The organism is Pedobacter sp. ISL-64 (assembly GCF_018613605.1).
Lineage (GTDB): Bacteria > Bacteroidota > Bacteroidia > Sphingobacteriales > Sphingobacteriaceae > Pedobacter.
Map to the genome: position 1 here is coordinate 41,560 of NZ_JAGGPU010000011.1, position 14,709 is coordinate 56,268.

Consider the following 14,709-nt stretch of genomic DNA (forward strand, 5'->3'; position numbering starts at 1 on the left):
GTTTTCGATGTGCGGAACAATGGTTACAAAGGACCTAGACATTATTTGGTCGCAATAGAAATTTGATCATAGGAAATGGTGATCCCTGCTCTTATTGCTTTAGTAAATGGAAAAAACGCCAATAATCTGTTGTACCATTTGATGTATCTTATTTTATTTTCATTCACCGTAGAAGCCCAAGGAATAAGTGGTGTGTAAGGTTGGTCTGTAAATCTTTCTCTCTCCAAGCTTTCGAAAAGTGTGAGTACATTCATCAAGCCTAATTCTTCATATAGTGCAGCCATTCCTTCGGGATAAATCCTCCAACAATCTACCGGAGCTTCATGATAAGGCCAACTAATTGGTGAGATTGTAATGATCAGCCCTCCTGGTTTTAATATTCTTTTCAATTCAGCAAACCAGGTCCAAAATTTACGTACATGTTCCAGCACATTAGAAGAAATAATAATATCATAAGTATCGTTTGCTATCGGATAATTATATTCATCAGTCGACAAAATGTCTAAATCCTCATTCTTAGCATTGCTAGTTCGCTCGCCCGCCGCTATATTTAAAGTATGCCAGGTGATAGTAGGGTTGCCAATCATAGTAGAAAAGCTAGAAGGAATCATGTCTGGACCAATCTCTAAAACTTTTAGGTTATTTTTAAAATATGTTTTTGCATATTTTTTGAATAGTAATTCACTGTTTAAATGCATGATTGGTTCAGGACTGTTGTGAAAAAATGATTATTGTTAAGTTTTACATACGCAAAGTGATAGGGTGATAACGCATCCATTACCGATGATGTACTGCCAGGTCTCATATCTTCATGGGTTTCTATTATTAAGTTTTTTACTTTTGATAGCCATGAGGTGCTCTTTTCAAAGAGCTCTTTTTCACTTCCCTCAATGTCGATTTTAAGAATATCGATATGACCTAAATTAAAATCACGATAAATGTCAGCAATTGAAATTCCATGAATGTCATAATTATTATTTGTACTTTCTGTAAGTTGAAATGCCCATTTGCTAGCCTTTAGATCAATAAATTTTAAATAGGTTTCACAGTTCCATAGACCACGTTTTAAAATGGTAATGTGAGGGTATCCTGCTGTATTTTTTTTGAGCATTTCGTAATTTGAATCTTCGGGTTCAATACAGAAAAGCTGTGCATTAGGATGTTCTTTCAATATATATAAAGCAAAGAGACCAATATTTGCTCCAGCATCAACAACAATATTGTGGTCTTTTAAAGCTAATAAGGCCTGATAATTTTGATCTATAAATATCTCTTGGAATACCCCAATATCAGAAGTGTTTTTCCTTAAATAGATTTTCTCCTTTAATCGAGGTAGTTGAAGTACGATCAGTTCATCATTGTCTTCCAGTTCAACTTGACGTAAGATACTTAGTCCTTCGATACCAAAAGCCTTCATGTATTTTATCGCTCGCTTTTGAAGGTGCAGAAAACTGCGAATTTTTCCGAAAATTGACATGCTAAATCAAGCTAATAATCCCATGTTCTTCTTACATTAATAGACTCAACGAAGATTTGATTTAGTTTTTTCATAGTCTCTTCAATATTATATTTTGAAAATTCTTTTTGGGTTACCGATTGATTTCGCAAATTGTAAAGTTGAATGAGGCTGTCATGAATTTCATTCGTACTGTCCGGATTGAAATATATACCATAATCGCCCAATAACTCCCTATGTCCGTCAAAATTGGAGCAAGCTACTCTACAATTTAACGCTTGTGCTTCCAATAATGGCATATTGGTTGGCCCAAGATAGGTAGGCATCACTAGACCTAAAGAATGCATATAGAGCCATTTGATGACCGATTTTTCAACAAATCCAGCAAAAAACACGCGATCAGCGATATTTAATTCATTAACTAAATCCTGAAGATAGAGCTTGTTCTTATAATCGCCACCGGTAAATACCAGTTTTACTTGAGGATGCTTATCCAAAAACTGCTTAAAGGCCATGATCAGCCCATAGTGATTTTTATGTGCACCAAAAGCGGCAGGATAGAAGAAATATTCGTCACTCTGCCTAATAAAATCAGGTTTAATAGGGCTAATTTCTGGACCAACAAAACTTGCGGGGAAAAATGGTAGTACTTTAATTTTATTTGGGAAATAATTGAGGTAATTGATCATTTCAATCTTGCCGGCCTCAGAATCGGCGCAAATAAAGAGCGCCTTTTTTATCAATTTAAAATATTGCTCCCTGCTATCGAAGGTATTGGCAAATTCATCAAAAACATAGGTGCTAAGCTGCCCTAAATCCCAATTGTTAACAATAAATGGAAAGTCTGTATACTGCATGAAATTAACAGGATAGAAAATCAATTTTACCTTACTCTTTTTCAGGATATCAAAATTGATTTGTTTTCGCTTCTTTCTAGATCTTCCGGTAAGATCCACTTCCCAACGAAATAATTTATGGAACAGGTTGCTTAGTTTTCTGCTTAAAAAACTTTCCTCACTTTCAAGTTTAACATAAGGTTTTTTGAATTTGCCATCTTTTAAAAAGCCAGTAAATACAATTTCCAACTCAGGATCAAACTCGAAAGTGTCGATATTTGTAATCAGCGCTTCAGGATAAGTGAATGAGCCTCCATTATGTGGAGATGCCTCTTTGTCTGCCCAAACAGCAATTTTAAATTTTTCCATTTAAGATTATCTTTACTACTTGGTAAGCTTCTTCTTCTGTAAGCCCTAAACCACTTGGCAAATAAAACCCATTTCGAGCTAGCTTTTCGGCAACAGGATATGTTTCGTCTTTAAATAAGCCCATATTTTTAAATACAGGCTGTTCATGTACGGGCCAGAAAAATGGGCGAGTACCTATCTTGTTTTCAGCAAGATGGCTAACCATATTTTCTTTTTCTTGCTCGGTAGGTGCGACTAAGCCAAATACCCAATAAATGTTTGTAGCAAATTCTGTTTTGGCTAAAGGTAATTGATACCCTTTTTCCTTTAAAGAAGAAAGTTTATCCTGATAGAATGTCCCCATTTCTCTTTTAATGGAAATAAAATTATCTATTCGCTCTAACTGAGCAAGCCCTAAAGCAGCTTGCAAATTTGTCATTCTATAATTCCAGCCTAATTCGTAATGCACAAAACGCGGTCCATTTGGCTCGAAACAGAGGTTGCGTAATTTTTTGCATCTCTCAGCTAAGACTTTATCATTGGTTAAAATCATTCCACCTTCACCAGTAGTGATGTGTTTATTAGGATAAAAGCTAAAAATGCTAATGTCACCAAAACTTCCGCATAGTTTACCTTTATACGTTTGTCCATGCATTTCTGCAGCATCTTCGATTACTTTTAGTTGATATTTTTTCGCTAAAGCCATTATCGGATCCATATCCACCGGTAAGCCATAAATATGTACAACCAAAATCGCTTTTGTTTTAGATGTAATTTTAGCCTCAATTTGACCAACATCCATATTCCATGTATTAGGGTCACTATCTACCAATACCGGGACTGCGCCTTCAGTAACTACCGATTGTGCCGGAGAGATAATGGTAAAAGCAGGCATAATTACCTCATCGCCAGAGCCAATGTTTAATGCTCTAATGGCAATGTCCAAGGCCGCAGAACCATTGCTTGCCGCTACGCCATATTCACAACCTATATATGCACTAAAATTTTGTTCGAACTTAGTTATAAAAGGCCCCTCGCTAGAAATCCAACCCGTTTCTATACATTCAGTTAGGTATTTTAACTCATTGCCATTAAGTAGGGGTGTGTTAACTGGAATTGGGTTCATTATAACTTCTTTAAAATATAACAAACACCCCAAGTTTCGACGGAAGGAGTGGCTTGGCTTAGAAATTCTTCAGTATGGATAACTTCAAATCCTGTTGTATAAGCAAGTAGTTCTATTTCTGGTCTGCTGAAATGCCGCATTGGATGCTGCTCTTGAAAGAAATGGGTCGAACCGTTGTTAAGATCTTTTACTGTAATATCATAATTGACTTCAACAATATTTAATTCGGAATATATCACTGGCTTTGCATTTCTAGTAACCTCAATATTTTGATTTCGAAGTATTTTAGTTCGTTTTTCTGGTATTTGGGAATGTACGGCAGCACTATGCCAAACATCGAAAATGAATAGACCTTCTTTGTTTAAGTAATGGTGAACATTCTTGAAGGTCTTGATTAAAGCCCCATTGTTGGTTAGGTAACTGATCACATGGAAAAGAGATATGGCAATATCAAAAGAGATGTTTGATCTAAAGTCAGTAATATCTGCAATTTGAAAACTCACTCCTTCTTTTTTATTCTGGTTCGCTATTTCGACCATTTCAGCACTCTGCTCAATACCGAGAATTTGATGTCCTTTCTCTGCTAATAAATTTGCATGTTTGCCAGTTCCCGAGCCTAACTCTATAATTTTATTGCCTTTAGAATGGTATTTCTCAAGTAAACCAATTAGATAGTCGGTTTCTGCCACATAATCTTTGTCCTTATATAGCAAATCATAATATTGACTATAAAGCTTAAAGTTTTGGCCCATTACCTTTGGTTATTAAGTTGATGTTTTCGGGCTTGTGGTCAAATCTTATTTTATCTTCATCGCCACAGTAAGGGCCTTGTTTGATTTCGATCATTTCAGTTGCCTCTAACATTTCGAATCCATGCCCACCAGCCGCCAATAAGATTACATCGCCTGTTTCTACAATTCGGCTTTCTAGATATACCTGTTCCTCATTGTAAAAATCGACCCTTACTTTCCCCAATTTAATATATAGAACTTCTTGCGTTAAAGTTACTTTTCGTTCAACTAAATTATGTACATGTGGTTCGATTACATAACCTTTTGCCCGGTTCATATACCCTAATTGCTGAGAAAAATCTCCTGGTGTAAAAAAAGCTATACCCTCTTTTTTATAGTCGGCCTTGATGACAATCGCTAACTGTTTTCCTTGGTAAATTACTTCTTCAATCATGAGGTATCATACTAGTTAATTTTGATTCAGCAACTTGGAAGCCTGTTCTTGCGGCATAAGGAAAGGTTCTATTGTCCATCGGTGCGTCAAATATTTCAAAATGAAGAACATCATCTAGCCAATCACAATTTTCGGATTCGCTAACGCCTAGCCAGGCATAAATAGAATAAGGTCCAGGTATAAATCTATTAAGTTTGATTTCACACCTGTAAGATGTTTCCTGTCCTTCAAATTTGATATATGGCTGTAGTTCTGGAATGGCTTCCATAATTGTTCCCCCTAAGCTTCCCTTTATGCCAAAAACAGCAAATGCATTTGGGTGCTTTGAAGTCGAATTGGTTTTAAAATCAATTGTAAGTGTTAACTCTGGTTGCTTGCCTGAAATACTACATTTTAAAAAACTAAAATGTGGATTCGTTAGCTTTCTTGTACTTTTCCAATTACAAATTGTATTCAGATTATGGCTTTGATAATGACGAACGGAAGAAGTTGCACCACCTAAAAAATCTAATAAGCCATCCTTAAGCACAATACCGCTTTTGCAAAGGTTCAATACGGCATCCATATTATGGCTTACAAAAAGCACCGTCCTGCCTTCGCCCTTGCTCACTTCACCCATTTTGCCTAAACATTTTTTTTGAAATTCAGCATCACCAACAGCTAATACTTCATCTACGATTAGCATTTCACTTTCTAAATGCGCGGCAACGGCAAAGGCTAAGCGAACGTACATGCCAGAGCTGTATCTTTTTACTGGTGTATCTAAATAACGTTCTATACCTGCAAAATCTACAATTTCATCAAGCTTGCGCTGGATTTCCTTTTTACGCATGCCTAAAATAGCACCATTTAAAAAGATGTTCTCACGACCGCTCAACTCTGGGTGGAAACCTGTTCCAACTTCAAGTAAACTTGCAATTCGGCCTTTGCCTGATATTTTACCGGTAGTAGGAGCAGTTACTTTACTTAATATTTTAAGTAGTGTGCTTTTCCCGGCACCATTTCTACCTATAATGCCTACCGCATCACCTTGCTCGATTTCGAAATTAATATCTTTTAAGCTCCATACTACATCGCTTTCACTTTTGGTATTCTGATTATTGCTTTCGCCAATGCGTAAAAAAGGATCTTCCTTACCACGAATCCGTGCGTACCAACGTTCCAAATCGCGGCTAATGGTGCCTGTACCAATTTGACCCAATTGATAGGCTTTACTTAGATTTTCTACTTTAATTGCAATATTTTTTGACAATGTTTAGCGGCTAGGGGTTATAAAAGGAAGGTTATGGTTTAGGGGTTATGGATTAGCGGTTATGGGAGAGAGGTTAGGGGTTAGACTTATTAATCTGTGAATTTCTGAGCCCACTCAGCTTAATCGTTATGTTTTCAATTTTCGATCGGTACGTTAAATATTCTTCGTCGGTTATATAATCAAGGTCCATGGCTGCGATTAAATGATTTAGGGTTCCGAGGGTAGTCGTATAAGCCATATTGGTATAATACGCTTTGTCTTTCATTGTGATTTTTCCTGATCCTTCTGCTAAACAAGCACCAATGCTGCTTGCTGACCTTTTAATTTGGCTAATCAATCCAAATGTTTCTTCTTTCGGAAACTTAAGTGTTAATTGATAAATGTCTTTTCTAAAAGATCTGGATAGTTGCCAGACTTCTAATTTTTCAAATGAGTAGGTGTGCATATTTCCTTATTTTTTATAGATGAAATAAATAAGGGATGATTGATATGAATATATAAACTTTTTACTAACCCTTCTACACCCTAACCATTAACCTCCTAAACACTAACCCCTAAACCCTCTACACCGTATCAACAAAATTCCGTTCCACTTTATTAAAAACCACAGTACCAATTAACAGTAAAACTATAGTAACAATTGTAGCGTAGCCTAAACTAAACCAACTAAAACTTCCTTCTCCTAAAAAGCCATACCTGAAGGTTTCGATAATTGGGGTCATTGGGTTGTATTTAATAATCCAAGCATATTCGGGATATTTTTTAATCGCTTCGGATAAGGGATAAATTACCGTGGTGGCATACATCAGCAACTGTACACCAAAGCTAATCAGGAAAGCCAAATCTCTGTATTTGGTAGTCATGGCAGAAATAATCATGCCTGCACCCAAACCCAATAAAGCCATTAGTATTACAATTACCGGGAACAGGCAAATTGCCCAACTGATGTTAAAGTTTGCACCAGAAAAATAATAATAGGCCAATAAAATTAGAAATAAGAGCATTTGCACGCCAAATCGAACCAGATTGCTCACCACTATACTTAATGGCATAATTAACCGTGGGAAATACACTTTGCCAAAAATGCCTGCATTATCTCTAAAAACAGATGATGTTTTAGTTAAGCAATCTGCAAAATAATTCCATGCAGTAATGCCAGCCATATAAAATAAGGGTTTTGGTAAACCATCAGTAGATATGCCTGCGAGGTTGCCGAAAATAAAGGTAAAGATGATGGTAGTAAACAAGGGTTGAATAAAAAACCAGAGTGGCCCTAAAATGGTTTGTTTATAGAAAGAGACAAAATCTCTCCTGACCAACAACACCAACAAATCTCGGTATGCCCAAACTTCATGCAGTTTAAGATCAAACAAGGATGATTTAGCCTCAATGGTCCATTGCTGTTCTTCCTTAATCATAAATATTCGGTTTATTCACCTGTATGTTTTTTTGTTGATCCCTGCTAAATGCTGTATGATTAATTGAACCTTTTAAAATCAAGTTTTTGACCAACTGAAGATATTGAGCATATCCAAATGCCTGTATACATTTCTCCTGGAGGCTCTTTTTCTCATTGTCCGTTTGACTATGCTTTAGCATTACAGATATGCTACTCAGAATGCCTTGTTGATCGTCAGGATCTACCAATAAACCAAGCGCCCCATTTTGAAGCGCATCTACACTGCCATCTTTATTGCCGGCAATAACCCTGAGGCCACTGGCCAGGGCTTCGATGAATACAATGCCGAAACCTTCTTTTTTACTGGGTAGTATAAAAAGATCAGACAATAAGAAATGTTCGGTAAGTTCAGCTTCATCAATAAAACCGATCATTCTGATATGATCTTGAATTTGGTTCTTTGCAATTAAATCTTCTAGCCGTTTCTTTTCCACAGCATCCCATTTTCCACCCAAGAGGTAAACCAGGTTTGGGTGTTTCTCCAAGAGTTGTGGCAATAGCTCAATGGTGTGATCGTATCCTTTGTATTTCTCTGAAGAAGATAAGCGGGATAGCGAAAATAGCACCAAGTTTTCGCGATTTAAATGGTAGCGATTCAATAAACGCTGTGGTTTTTCGAACTGGGTGGGCAGATAATAAAAGGGGTCAAGACAATTGTTTAATACTTCAATGTGATTTGCGGGAATGTGATGCATTTCCATAATTTTATCGGCAGTAAAATGACTTACACAAATAATCTTATCCAACTGGTTTAACATTTTGAGTTTGGAGTCGGATAACTTTTTCCAAATTTCTATACCATGTGCCAATAAATAGATTCTTTTATGGGGATGTATTTTCTTGATGAAATAGACAATGTTGATTAAATGGATATGGCTTAATAAAATTACGTCTGCTTTTAATCCACTTAAAAAAGATTGCACCACGAAGCGTTCTTTGTTTCCATTAAAACCTTGAAACTGTTGTTTGCTCAGGTACCTGGAATCTCGGTCGGTATTTTTATCGTACATAGAATATACTGTCGATTGAACAAGCTCGTCTTCGCTTAAATCGTATAGTACACGGGATAAACTTCGGCAAACCTTTTCAATGCCACCAGTAAAACTAAATGTTTTAAGGGTTAAAAATAAAACCTTAACTGGCATGATATATTCTGTATAAGGCCAGGGCAGAACTCCAGTGCAATTTGTTTTCTCCAAAGTTTTGCATGAGCGATTTTGCCCGTTTATTTGCATATCGTGATGGATCGGCAATATTACAGCTTTTTCTCATCCATTCCTGAAATGGGAAAGTAAAACCCATTTTCGATCTTTTCCATGTTTCTATTGGCAAATCTTCTTTGTAAGCCTCTACCAGGAGTTTTTTTTTCTGTTCGTAACTGAATTTAATTTCGTTCGAGATAGAAAGCACCAGTTTAACAAAGTTGATATCAAGAAAAGGAACACGCACTTCAACACCATGGCTCATGCTCATAAAATCGGTATCCTTTAATAACTGATTTTGCATGTACATGTTAAATTCAAACCAACTTGCCCGAGTTTCGTTACTGGTTTTCTTTATTCCGGGATGAAGCGGGATTTCTTCCAGGCAATCGATAACCGTTTTCATATCGATGTCTAATAATTCAGCAATCACATCGGGAGAATAAACACCTCTTAAACAGAGGTACTCGCCAATAGGAGAGTTTAAACTGAGGTAATATAGTCGTTTAAACTTGGTGTTGTTGGAGAAACGCATACTCCTTAAAACGCTTTTACTTAACCAATTTAGGTTTTGTATTTTATGTATCCGATCAAAGGAAGGGTAGCCTCCGAAAAGTTCATCGGCACCTAAGCCAGATAGCACCACTTTTATTCCTTGCTCTTTTGCCGTTTTACAAACAAACCAGGTATTGATCCCATCATTTGTGGGTTGATCCATGTCTGTTAAGACGGTTTCAAAATTCTGTACGAAATCGCGATAGGTAATCAGCTGTTCAATCTTTTTAATGTTTGTTTTTTGAAGTAAACTATTCCGTTGTTTTTTTTCGGAAAAATCTATTTCATTAAAATTGGCAGAAATACTCAATAACCGTTTGTTGTTATATTGATTAGCCAGTATGGTAATGATGCTTGAATCGAGACCGCCACTAAACAGGATACCGATATCAACATCCGAAATCATTTGTTGTTTGATAGAATTCCCCAGCTGTTCACGAATCCTTTCTATAGCATAGGTTTCGTTTTTAATGTAAGAAGTACTTTCAAATTCATGGTAAGATTGAATAAAACGTTCAGCGCTTCTAATATTGTATTTCAGAAAACAGCCTTTCCCTAAGCTACATACATTTTTGAGGGTAGTATAGGGTTCAGGGATGTGGCCAAAAGCAAGGTAGTAGATTCGCCAGTTATCATTTTCCTGGTAGATATCAGCGTGTTTGAATGCCTTTACTTCTGATGCAAAAGTTAAAGTTTCGTTAGCGAAATGATAATACAGTGGCTTGATCCCGTTTTGATCCCTTACGAGATATATACACTGATGCCGTTTATCAAAAATGCAGAATGCAAAAATACCATCCAGTTTTTCGAAAGCTTTTTCTCCCCAATGCTGATAGGCGTAAAGGATTACTTCGGTATCTGTTTTGGTTTTAAATATGTAACCTAAATTAATTAATTCGGTTCTAATTCGCTGATAATTATAAATTTCTCCATTGTAGGTAATCACCAGATCTTCTTTATGGCTTACCATCGGTTGGTGCCCACTCGAACTCAAATCTAAAATAGCTAGTCTACGGTTACCTATACATAATGGTGTTTTTTCGGCAGCGTAAATACCATGATCATCAGGTCCGCCATGTTGCATACTATCGCACATGGCTTTCACCTGTTGATTAACTTTTTCGAACGAATTTTTGCTATTAATGATGCCTGCTATGCGACACATTGTTTTTTTATTGAATAAAATCTGGACTATTTATTCTGCACCGGATACAGCTTCGCCCCCTCAGTCACATCTTATTTTCAAAATGAACTGATTATTTTTTTATATATCTTGCTGAGCCCTATCTCACATCTCAGGTCTCACATCTCTTCTCTCCCTATAGCGGTTCTACAAAAGCTATCGATGTATTAATATTAATCGAATAGCCCATATTTTGTAAACGCAAAATAATACGTTGCTTATTGTGTACCGATACCAATTCGGCAATTATGCCTTTAAAAGGTCCGGCTTTAATCAATACGCTTTCGCCCGGTTTAATGTCATAATCAATAAGCTCCAGATCGGCGTCTGTAGCGAGCAAGAGCTTAAGGTCATGGATTTGTTGATCAGGAATAGAAGCGACTTGGCTTGAGAAATAAATAAATCTGGCAACACCATTGGTCATCAAAACTTCTGCATATTCTCTCGCCGAAATATACGCAAATAGATAAGATTTAATCAAGGGCTCTTCGACGATTTTTTTACGGTCGCTCCATTGCTTAACTACCTTTTTAAGAGGTAAATAAGTTTGAATTCCTTTTCTGTTCAATTCCTCGTTCGCTTTTTTTTCTGCTCTCGAACGTGTATAAACCGGATACCACCTGTAATGTTGATCTATCATTATACTATATCAATGATTAAACTCCATCTTCTAAATTAACCAATCTAAACAGTTAAGCGATTAACCTCTTCCATCTTACTTTTTCTAACCCCTAACCCCTAAACCAATTAACCTTTTCTCTTCCAAAATTCCCACCAGCTCTTCTCATCATCGTAATAGCCACTTTTTCCATAACCAGTATAATTAGAGTAATAGTATGTTCCCGTATTACTATGTGCATAATTGGTGGTGTAAATGTTTGCATGTAACTTCTCATCACCAAATGAATTTAAAATAATGGCAATGTTATTTAGCCCATACTCCTTTGATAAACGATCAGGAATGGTGGCGGCTCTGAATTTGGAAACACCTGAACGGATAATGAAGAGATTAATATCTGCTTTTCTAATGAGTGGTACAGAATCTGAAACCAGACCTACAGGAGCGGTATCAATAATGATATATTCATAACTTTTCCTAAGCTTTTCAATAAGGGTTGCCATCGATTTGTGATGCAACAATTCTGAAGGATTTGGAGGCACTGGGCCAGAGGTGATGTAGTCGATATTGTGCCGCTCATCGGTAAAGATGATATCAGCTAAATCAGATTGTTTTGATAAATAACTACTTAAGCCGATGTGATTGTCGGCGCCAAAGGCATAGTGGAGTTTAGATTTTCGTAAATCTGCGGCAATCAGGATTACCTTTTTATCAATAATGGATAGGGTACCTGCAAGATTTAAACTTACGAACGATTTTCCTTCTCCTGAAACCTCTGAGGTAATACAAATTACCTTAGTCTCCTGATCACTCGCCATGAAGCTTAGGTTTGTTCTCACCGATCTAACCGATTCGGCAAATATAGACTTAGGTCGTTCTATCGATAAAACGCTTTCACCAAGGCCAACTTTTTTAGGATATTTTAAAATCACGCCAATAATTGGGGTTGCGGTTAGGCCCTCGATGGTTTCGATATCGTAGAGATAAGGATTTAATATCCTGACCAATAGAATTAAGCCCAGCCCCGAAAATAAACCCATAAATAAATAAGAGGAATAGATTTTCTTAGGCACGGGAGAAATCGGAAAAAAAGAAGGCTGTGCTACGCTGATAATTGTGGCACCCGAAATTACAGCTGCTGAGCTGATCTGAGCGGAGAGTTTTCGTTCAAACAGCATCGAAAACATGCGTTGGTTGATGTCGAAATTACTCTGCAATTTTGCGAAATCATTTTGTTTGGCCGGTATGCTGCCCAGTGCCTGATTTGCCTGGCCAATCTGTCCATTAATGTAACTGATTGTTTTTTGGTTACGCTCATGCAATAAACGGATATTGGTTACAATGGCCTGCTTTACTTCATTAATCTGCCGGTTAATATCCTGAATAGGCTGCGCATCGGCATTGAAATTCTGTAATTTATTTTCTCTATTTAGGATCAGCCCATTGAGTTGCGCAATTAAACCAGTTAAGAGTGTGCTGTTGGTCCCTTCTAAATTAAGGTTCAGCTGGATCCGGTCCTTATTGTTTTTTACCTGTGTTTCTAATTGCTGGATACCCAGTTCTTGCAGTTGTAATTCGGCAATCTGGTTTTGCAGATTGCTCAGTTTCGAATTTCCGAGCTGCCGATCGCTGGCGGGATCGATTAATTTATTATCGCTTTGAAAGCTAGAAAGTTTGTTGCCCGATTTATTCACCTGTGCATCTAAAAACGCAATTTGGCTATCCAGGTAATCTATAGTTTGTTTGGCCGACCTTTTTTTGAGGGTTGCATCATTCTTTACATATTGTTTAATAATCTCATTGAGCACATTAGCAGAAAAAACAGGATTGCTATCCGTGTGGGTAACGCCCATAATATTGGTGTTTTTCTCCTGTTCGAACACATTTAATCCCCCTGTAGCTCTGCCATACAAATCTCTAATCCCATTGAATTTAAAACTGTAACTGCCGGTAGACGGAATTTCGGTTTTAACTATAAACACCATATTTCCGGTATTAATCGCTTGCCCATAACGATATTTTTTTGAACTCTGATTATTGTCGTCGCTACTCGATAATTCAAAGGTTTTGCTATCAACCGGCTTAGCAGAATAGGTAGCTCTACTGAAATCAACCGAATCCTGGGTTAAAATATCCACTTGAAAAGGCTGTTTCGGATAAAGTTCAGTCACACGTACCCTTCCTTCTAAATAGTAGCTGATTTTATAATCAAGATTCTTTAATGCATTTAAAATTACGTCTTCCGAACGCATAATGATTCCTTCAGTCTGAATCTGGTTTTGATTAAAGGGGCGATAATTTACAGGTGAGCCAGGAAGTGGCGGCATTTGTTGCTGCTGATCGCCATCTAACTTTAGCGAAGCAGAAGTAATATAAATAGGGGTAATGCTGCGTACATATAACCAGGCCATCACAAAACTGATCAATACCGTTCCGGCAACCCAATACCACCTGCTTAGAAAAATCAATGCGATTTTCCAGTAATTAATGGTTTGGTTGGCTAACTTCTTATTTTCGGTTTGTGTAGTATTATCCATTAGCGGGTTAAGGTAAAGATTAATACGGCCAAATTGACGACTACAAGCAGCGGTTGTACAATATTATTAACACTGGTTAACTTTTCGCTCAATGCCGAGCTCTTGGTTTGTTGAAGAACAATAATGTCGTTGTTCTGGAGGATGAGTTTTTTGCTGGCTAAACTGTTGATGTCATTCAGATTTACATAAATAATTTCCGGGTGGCTTCTTTCGCCGCGGATAATTTTCAGCGTTTTAGGATCTGCCGTTTTATTAATGCCGCCTGCCTCGCCAATAATATCAATCAGCGTAGTATTTTCTCGCTCAAGCAAAAAATTGCCTTGCCTACTAAATTCGCCAAGTAAAGTAACTTTTAAATTTACTACACTCAACTCTATAATGGGGTCGCGCAACAATTGTTTTGCATATAAATCTTGTATTTTAATGGCAGCATCTCTTCTGCTCAGTCCTAGTACCTCAACTTTCCCAATAGCAGGTAAATTTACTTTCCCATCTATATCTACAAGGTAAGATAATGTACTATTTATACTGCCAGCTACTACATTTTGGCTGCCACTTGGATTGCTTGCGGAAGAAGTTGAAGCCCCAAACTCTTTGTTTTGTACATTTCGGATAGCCAACTGATCATTCACCTTTATTTTGTAATAGGCATCACTAATGCCCTGGTCGTTTACCACATATACCTGTTTAATGGTATCGGTGACCACATCACTCGGGGCGTTAAACAGACTGTGCTCTTTTCGGGCAGCACAACCTACAAAAATTGAGCAAATGAATAAAATACAGACACATTTTAATATTGCTTTTGTTGGGATCATAATTTGGGATGAGGAAATAGATTTGTGCAATAGCTTACACGCAAAATATGGTTAAATATGAATAATATATGGGTTAAAGATGCTTAAAAAAAAATAAACTGAAAAGTAAGATTTACTTACTGTCTTTTAAGGA

The 14,709-nt window shown here is 37.0% G+C and carries 14 protein-coding genes; all 14 read right to left on the minus strand.

Going from position 1 to position 14,709, the window contains the following annotated elements; genetic code table 11:
• Window positions 1-41 precede the first annotated feature (41 nt).
• Entirely contained in the window at window positions 42-698 is a 657-nt protein-coding gene (locus J7E57_RS16405) for a class I SAM-dependent methyltransferase (RefSeq protein WP_215131933.1), read from the minus strand.
• Window positions 689-1,417 carry an FkbM family methyltransferase gene (locus J7E57_RS16410; protein ID WP_215131935.1) on the minus strand — a complete coding sequence of 243 codons (729 nt, stop codon included), beginning with the start codon at window positions 1,415-1,417 and terminating at the stop codon, window positions 689-691. Before J7E57_RS16410 ends, J7E57_RS16405 begins: the two co-directional genes overlap by 10 nt.
• A gap of 71 nt (window positions 1,418-1,488) precedes the next feature.
• Entirely contained in the window at window positions 1,489-2,661 is a 1,173-nt protein-coding gene (locus tag J7E57_RS16415; RefSeq protein WP_215131937.1) for a glycosyltransferase, read from the minus strand.
• On the minus strand, window positions 2,648-3,790 hold the full coding sequence (locus J7E57_RS16420; protein WP_215131938.1) for a DegT/DnrJ/EryC1/StrS family aminotransferase: 1,143 nt from the start codon (window positions 3,788-3,790) through the stop codon (window positions 2,648-2,650). The genes J7E57_RS16415 and J7E57_RS16420 overlap by 14 nt, the downstream gene beginning before the upstream one ends.
• On the minus strand, window positions 3,766-4,518 hold the full coding sequence (locus J7E57_RS16425) for a class I SAM-dependent DNA methyltransferase (protein WP_215131940.1): 753 nt from the start codon (window positions 4,516-4,518) through the stop codon (window positions 3,766-3,768). Before J7E57_RS16425 ends, J7E57_RS16420 begins: the two co-directional genes overlap by 25 nt.
• The gene (locus J7E57_RS16430; protein WP_215131942.1) at window positions 4,502-4,951 is read right to left on the minus strand and encodes a hypothetical protein; all 450 of its coding nucleotides are present in this window, start codon (window positions 4,949-4,951) and stop codon (window positions 4,502-4,504) included. The genes J7E57_RS16425 and J7E57_RS16430 overlap by 17 nt, the downstream gene beginning before the upstream one ends.
• Window positions 4,944-6,203, minus strand: a complete 1,260-nt coding sequence (locus J7E57_RS16435) for an ABC transporter ATP-binding protein (RefSeq protein ID WP_215131944.1) — start codon at window positions 6,201-6,203, stop codon at window positions 4,944-4,946. The genes J7E57_RS16430 and J7E57_RS16435 overlap by 8 nt, the downstream gene beginning before the upstream one ends.
• Before the next feature lie 73 nt (window positions 6,204-6,276).
• Entirely contained in the window at window positions 6,277-6,648 is a 372-nt protein-coding gene (locus J7E57_RS16440) for a four helix bundle protein (protein ID WP_215131946.1), read from the minus strand.
• Between the two features lie 118 nt (window positions 6,649-6,766).
• Complete coding sequence (locus J7E57_RS16445; protein WP_215131948.1) at window positions 6,767-7,621, minus strand: ABC transporter permease; 855 nt, start codon at window positions 7,619-7,621, stop codon at window positions 6,767-6,769.
• Window positions 7,614-8,807, minus strand: a complete 1,194-nt coding sequence (locus tag J7E57_RS16450) for a glycosyltransferase family 4 protein (RefSeq protein WP_215131950.1) — start codon at window positions 8,805-8,807, stop codon at window positions 7,614-7,616. Before J7E57_RS16450 ends, J7E57_RS16445 begins: the two co-directional genes overlap by 8 nt.
• Window positions 8,797-10,584, minus strand: a complete 1,788-nt coding sequence (gene asnB / locus J7E57_RS16455) for an asparagine synthase (glutamine-hydrolyzing) (RefSeq protein WP_215131952.1) — start codon at window positions 10,582-10,584, stop codon at window positions 8,797-8,799. The genes J7E57_RS16450 and asnB overlap by 11 nt, the downstream gene beginning before the upstream one ends.
• 154 nt (window positions 10,585-10,738) lie before the next feature.
• Window positions 10,739-11,242, minus strand: coding sequence for a UpxY family transcription antiterminator (locus tag J7E57_RS16460; protein WP_215131954.1), 504 nt, complete (start codon window positions 11,240-11,242; stop codon window positions 10,739-10,741).
• A gap of 107 nt (window positions 11,243-11,349) precedes the next feature.
• Window positions 11,350-13,758, minus strand: a complete 2,409-nt coding sequence (locus J7E57_RS16465) for a GumC family protein (RefSeq protein ID WP_215131956.1) — start codon at window positions 13,756-13,758, stop codon at window positions 11,350-11,352.
• Window positions 13,758-14,576: a polysaccharide biosynthesis/export family protein gene (locus J7E57_RS16470; RefSeq protein ID WP_215131958.1), complete on the minus strand. Its 819-nt coding sequence runs from the start codon at window positions 14,574-14,576 to the stop codon at window positions 13,758-13,760. The genes J7E57_RS16465 and J7E57_RS16470 overlap by 1 nt, the downstream gene beginning before the upstream one ends.
• Window positions 14,577-14,709: the final 133 nt, after the last annotated feature.

What these genes read in the sequence shown, in the direction of transcription:
- J7E57_RS16410 (WP_215131935.1), bottom strand. Translation starts at nt 1,417, where the DNA reads ATGAAGGCTTTTGGTATCGAAGGACTAAGTATCTTACGTCAAGTTGAA.
- J7E57_RS16430 (WP_215131942.1), bottom strand. Translation starts at nt 4,951, where the DNA reads ATGATTGAAGAAGTAATTTACCAAGGAAAACAGTTAGCGATTGTCATC.
- J7E57_RS16405 (WP_215131933.1), bottom strand. Translation starts at nt 698, where the DNA reads ATGCATTTAAACAGTGAATTACTATTCAAAAAATATGCAAAAACATAT.
- asnB (WP_215131952.1), bottom strand. Translation starts at nt 10,584, where the DNA reads ATGTGTCGCATAGCAGGCATCATTAATAGCAAAAATTCGTTCGAAAAA.
- J7E57_RS16425 (WP_215131940.1), bottom strand. Translation starts at nt 4,518, where the DNA reads ATGGGCCAAAACTTTAAGCTTTATAGTCAATATTATGATTTGCTATAT.
- J7E57_RS16470 (WP_215131958.1), bottom strand. Translation starts at nt 14,576, where the DNA reads ATGATCCCAACAAAAGCAATATTAAAATGTGTCTGTATTTTATTCATT.
- J7E57_RS16415 (WP_215131937.1), bottom strand. Translation starts at nt 2,661, where the DNA reads ATGGAAAAATTTAAAATTGCTGTTTGGGCAGACAAAGAGGCATCTCCA.
- J7E57_RS16445 (WP_215131948.1), bottom strand. Translation starts at nt 7,621, where the DNA reads ATGATTAAGGAAGAACAGCAATGGACCATTGAGGCTAAATCATCCTTG.
- J7E57_RS16440 (WP_215131946.1), bottom strand. Translation starts at nt 6,648, where the DNA reads ATGCACACCTACTCATTTGAAAAATTAGAAGTCTGGCAACTATCCAGA.
- J7E57_RS16450 (WP_215131950.1), bottom strand. Translation starts at nt 8,807, where the DNA reads ATGCCAGTTAAGGTTTTATTTTTAACCCTTAAAACATTTAGTTTTACT.
- J7E57_RS16460 (WP_215131954.1), bottom strand. Translation starts at nt 11,242, where the DNA reads ATGATAGATCAACATTACAGGTGGTATCCGGTTTATACACGTTCGAGA.
- J7E57_RS16465 (WP_215131956.1), bottom strand. Translation starts at nt 13,758, where the DNA reads ATGGATAATACTACACAAACCGAAAATAAGAAGTTAGCCAACCAAACC.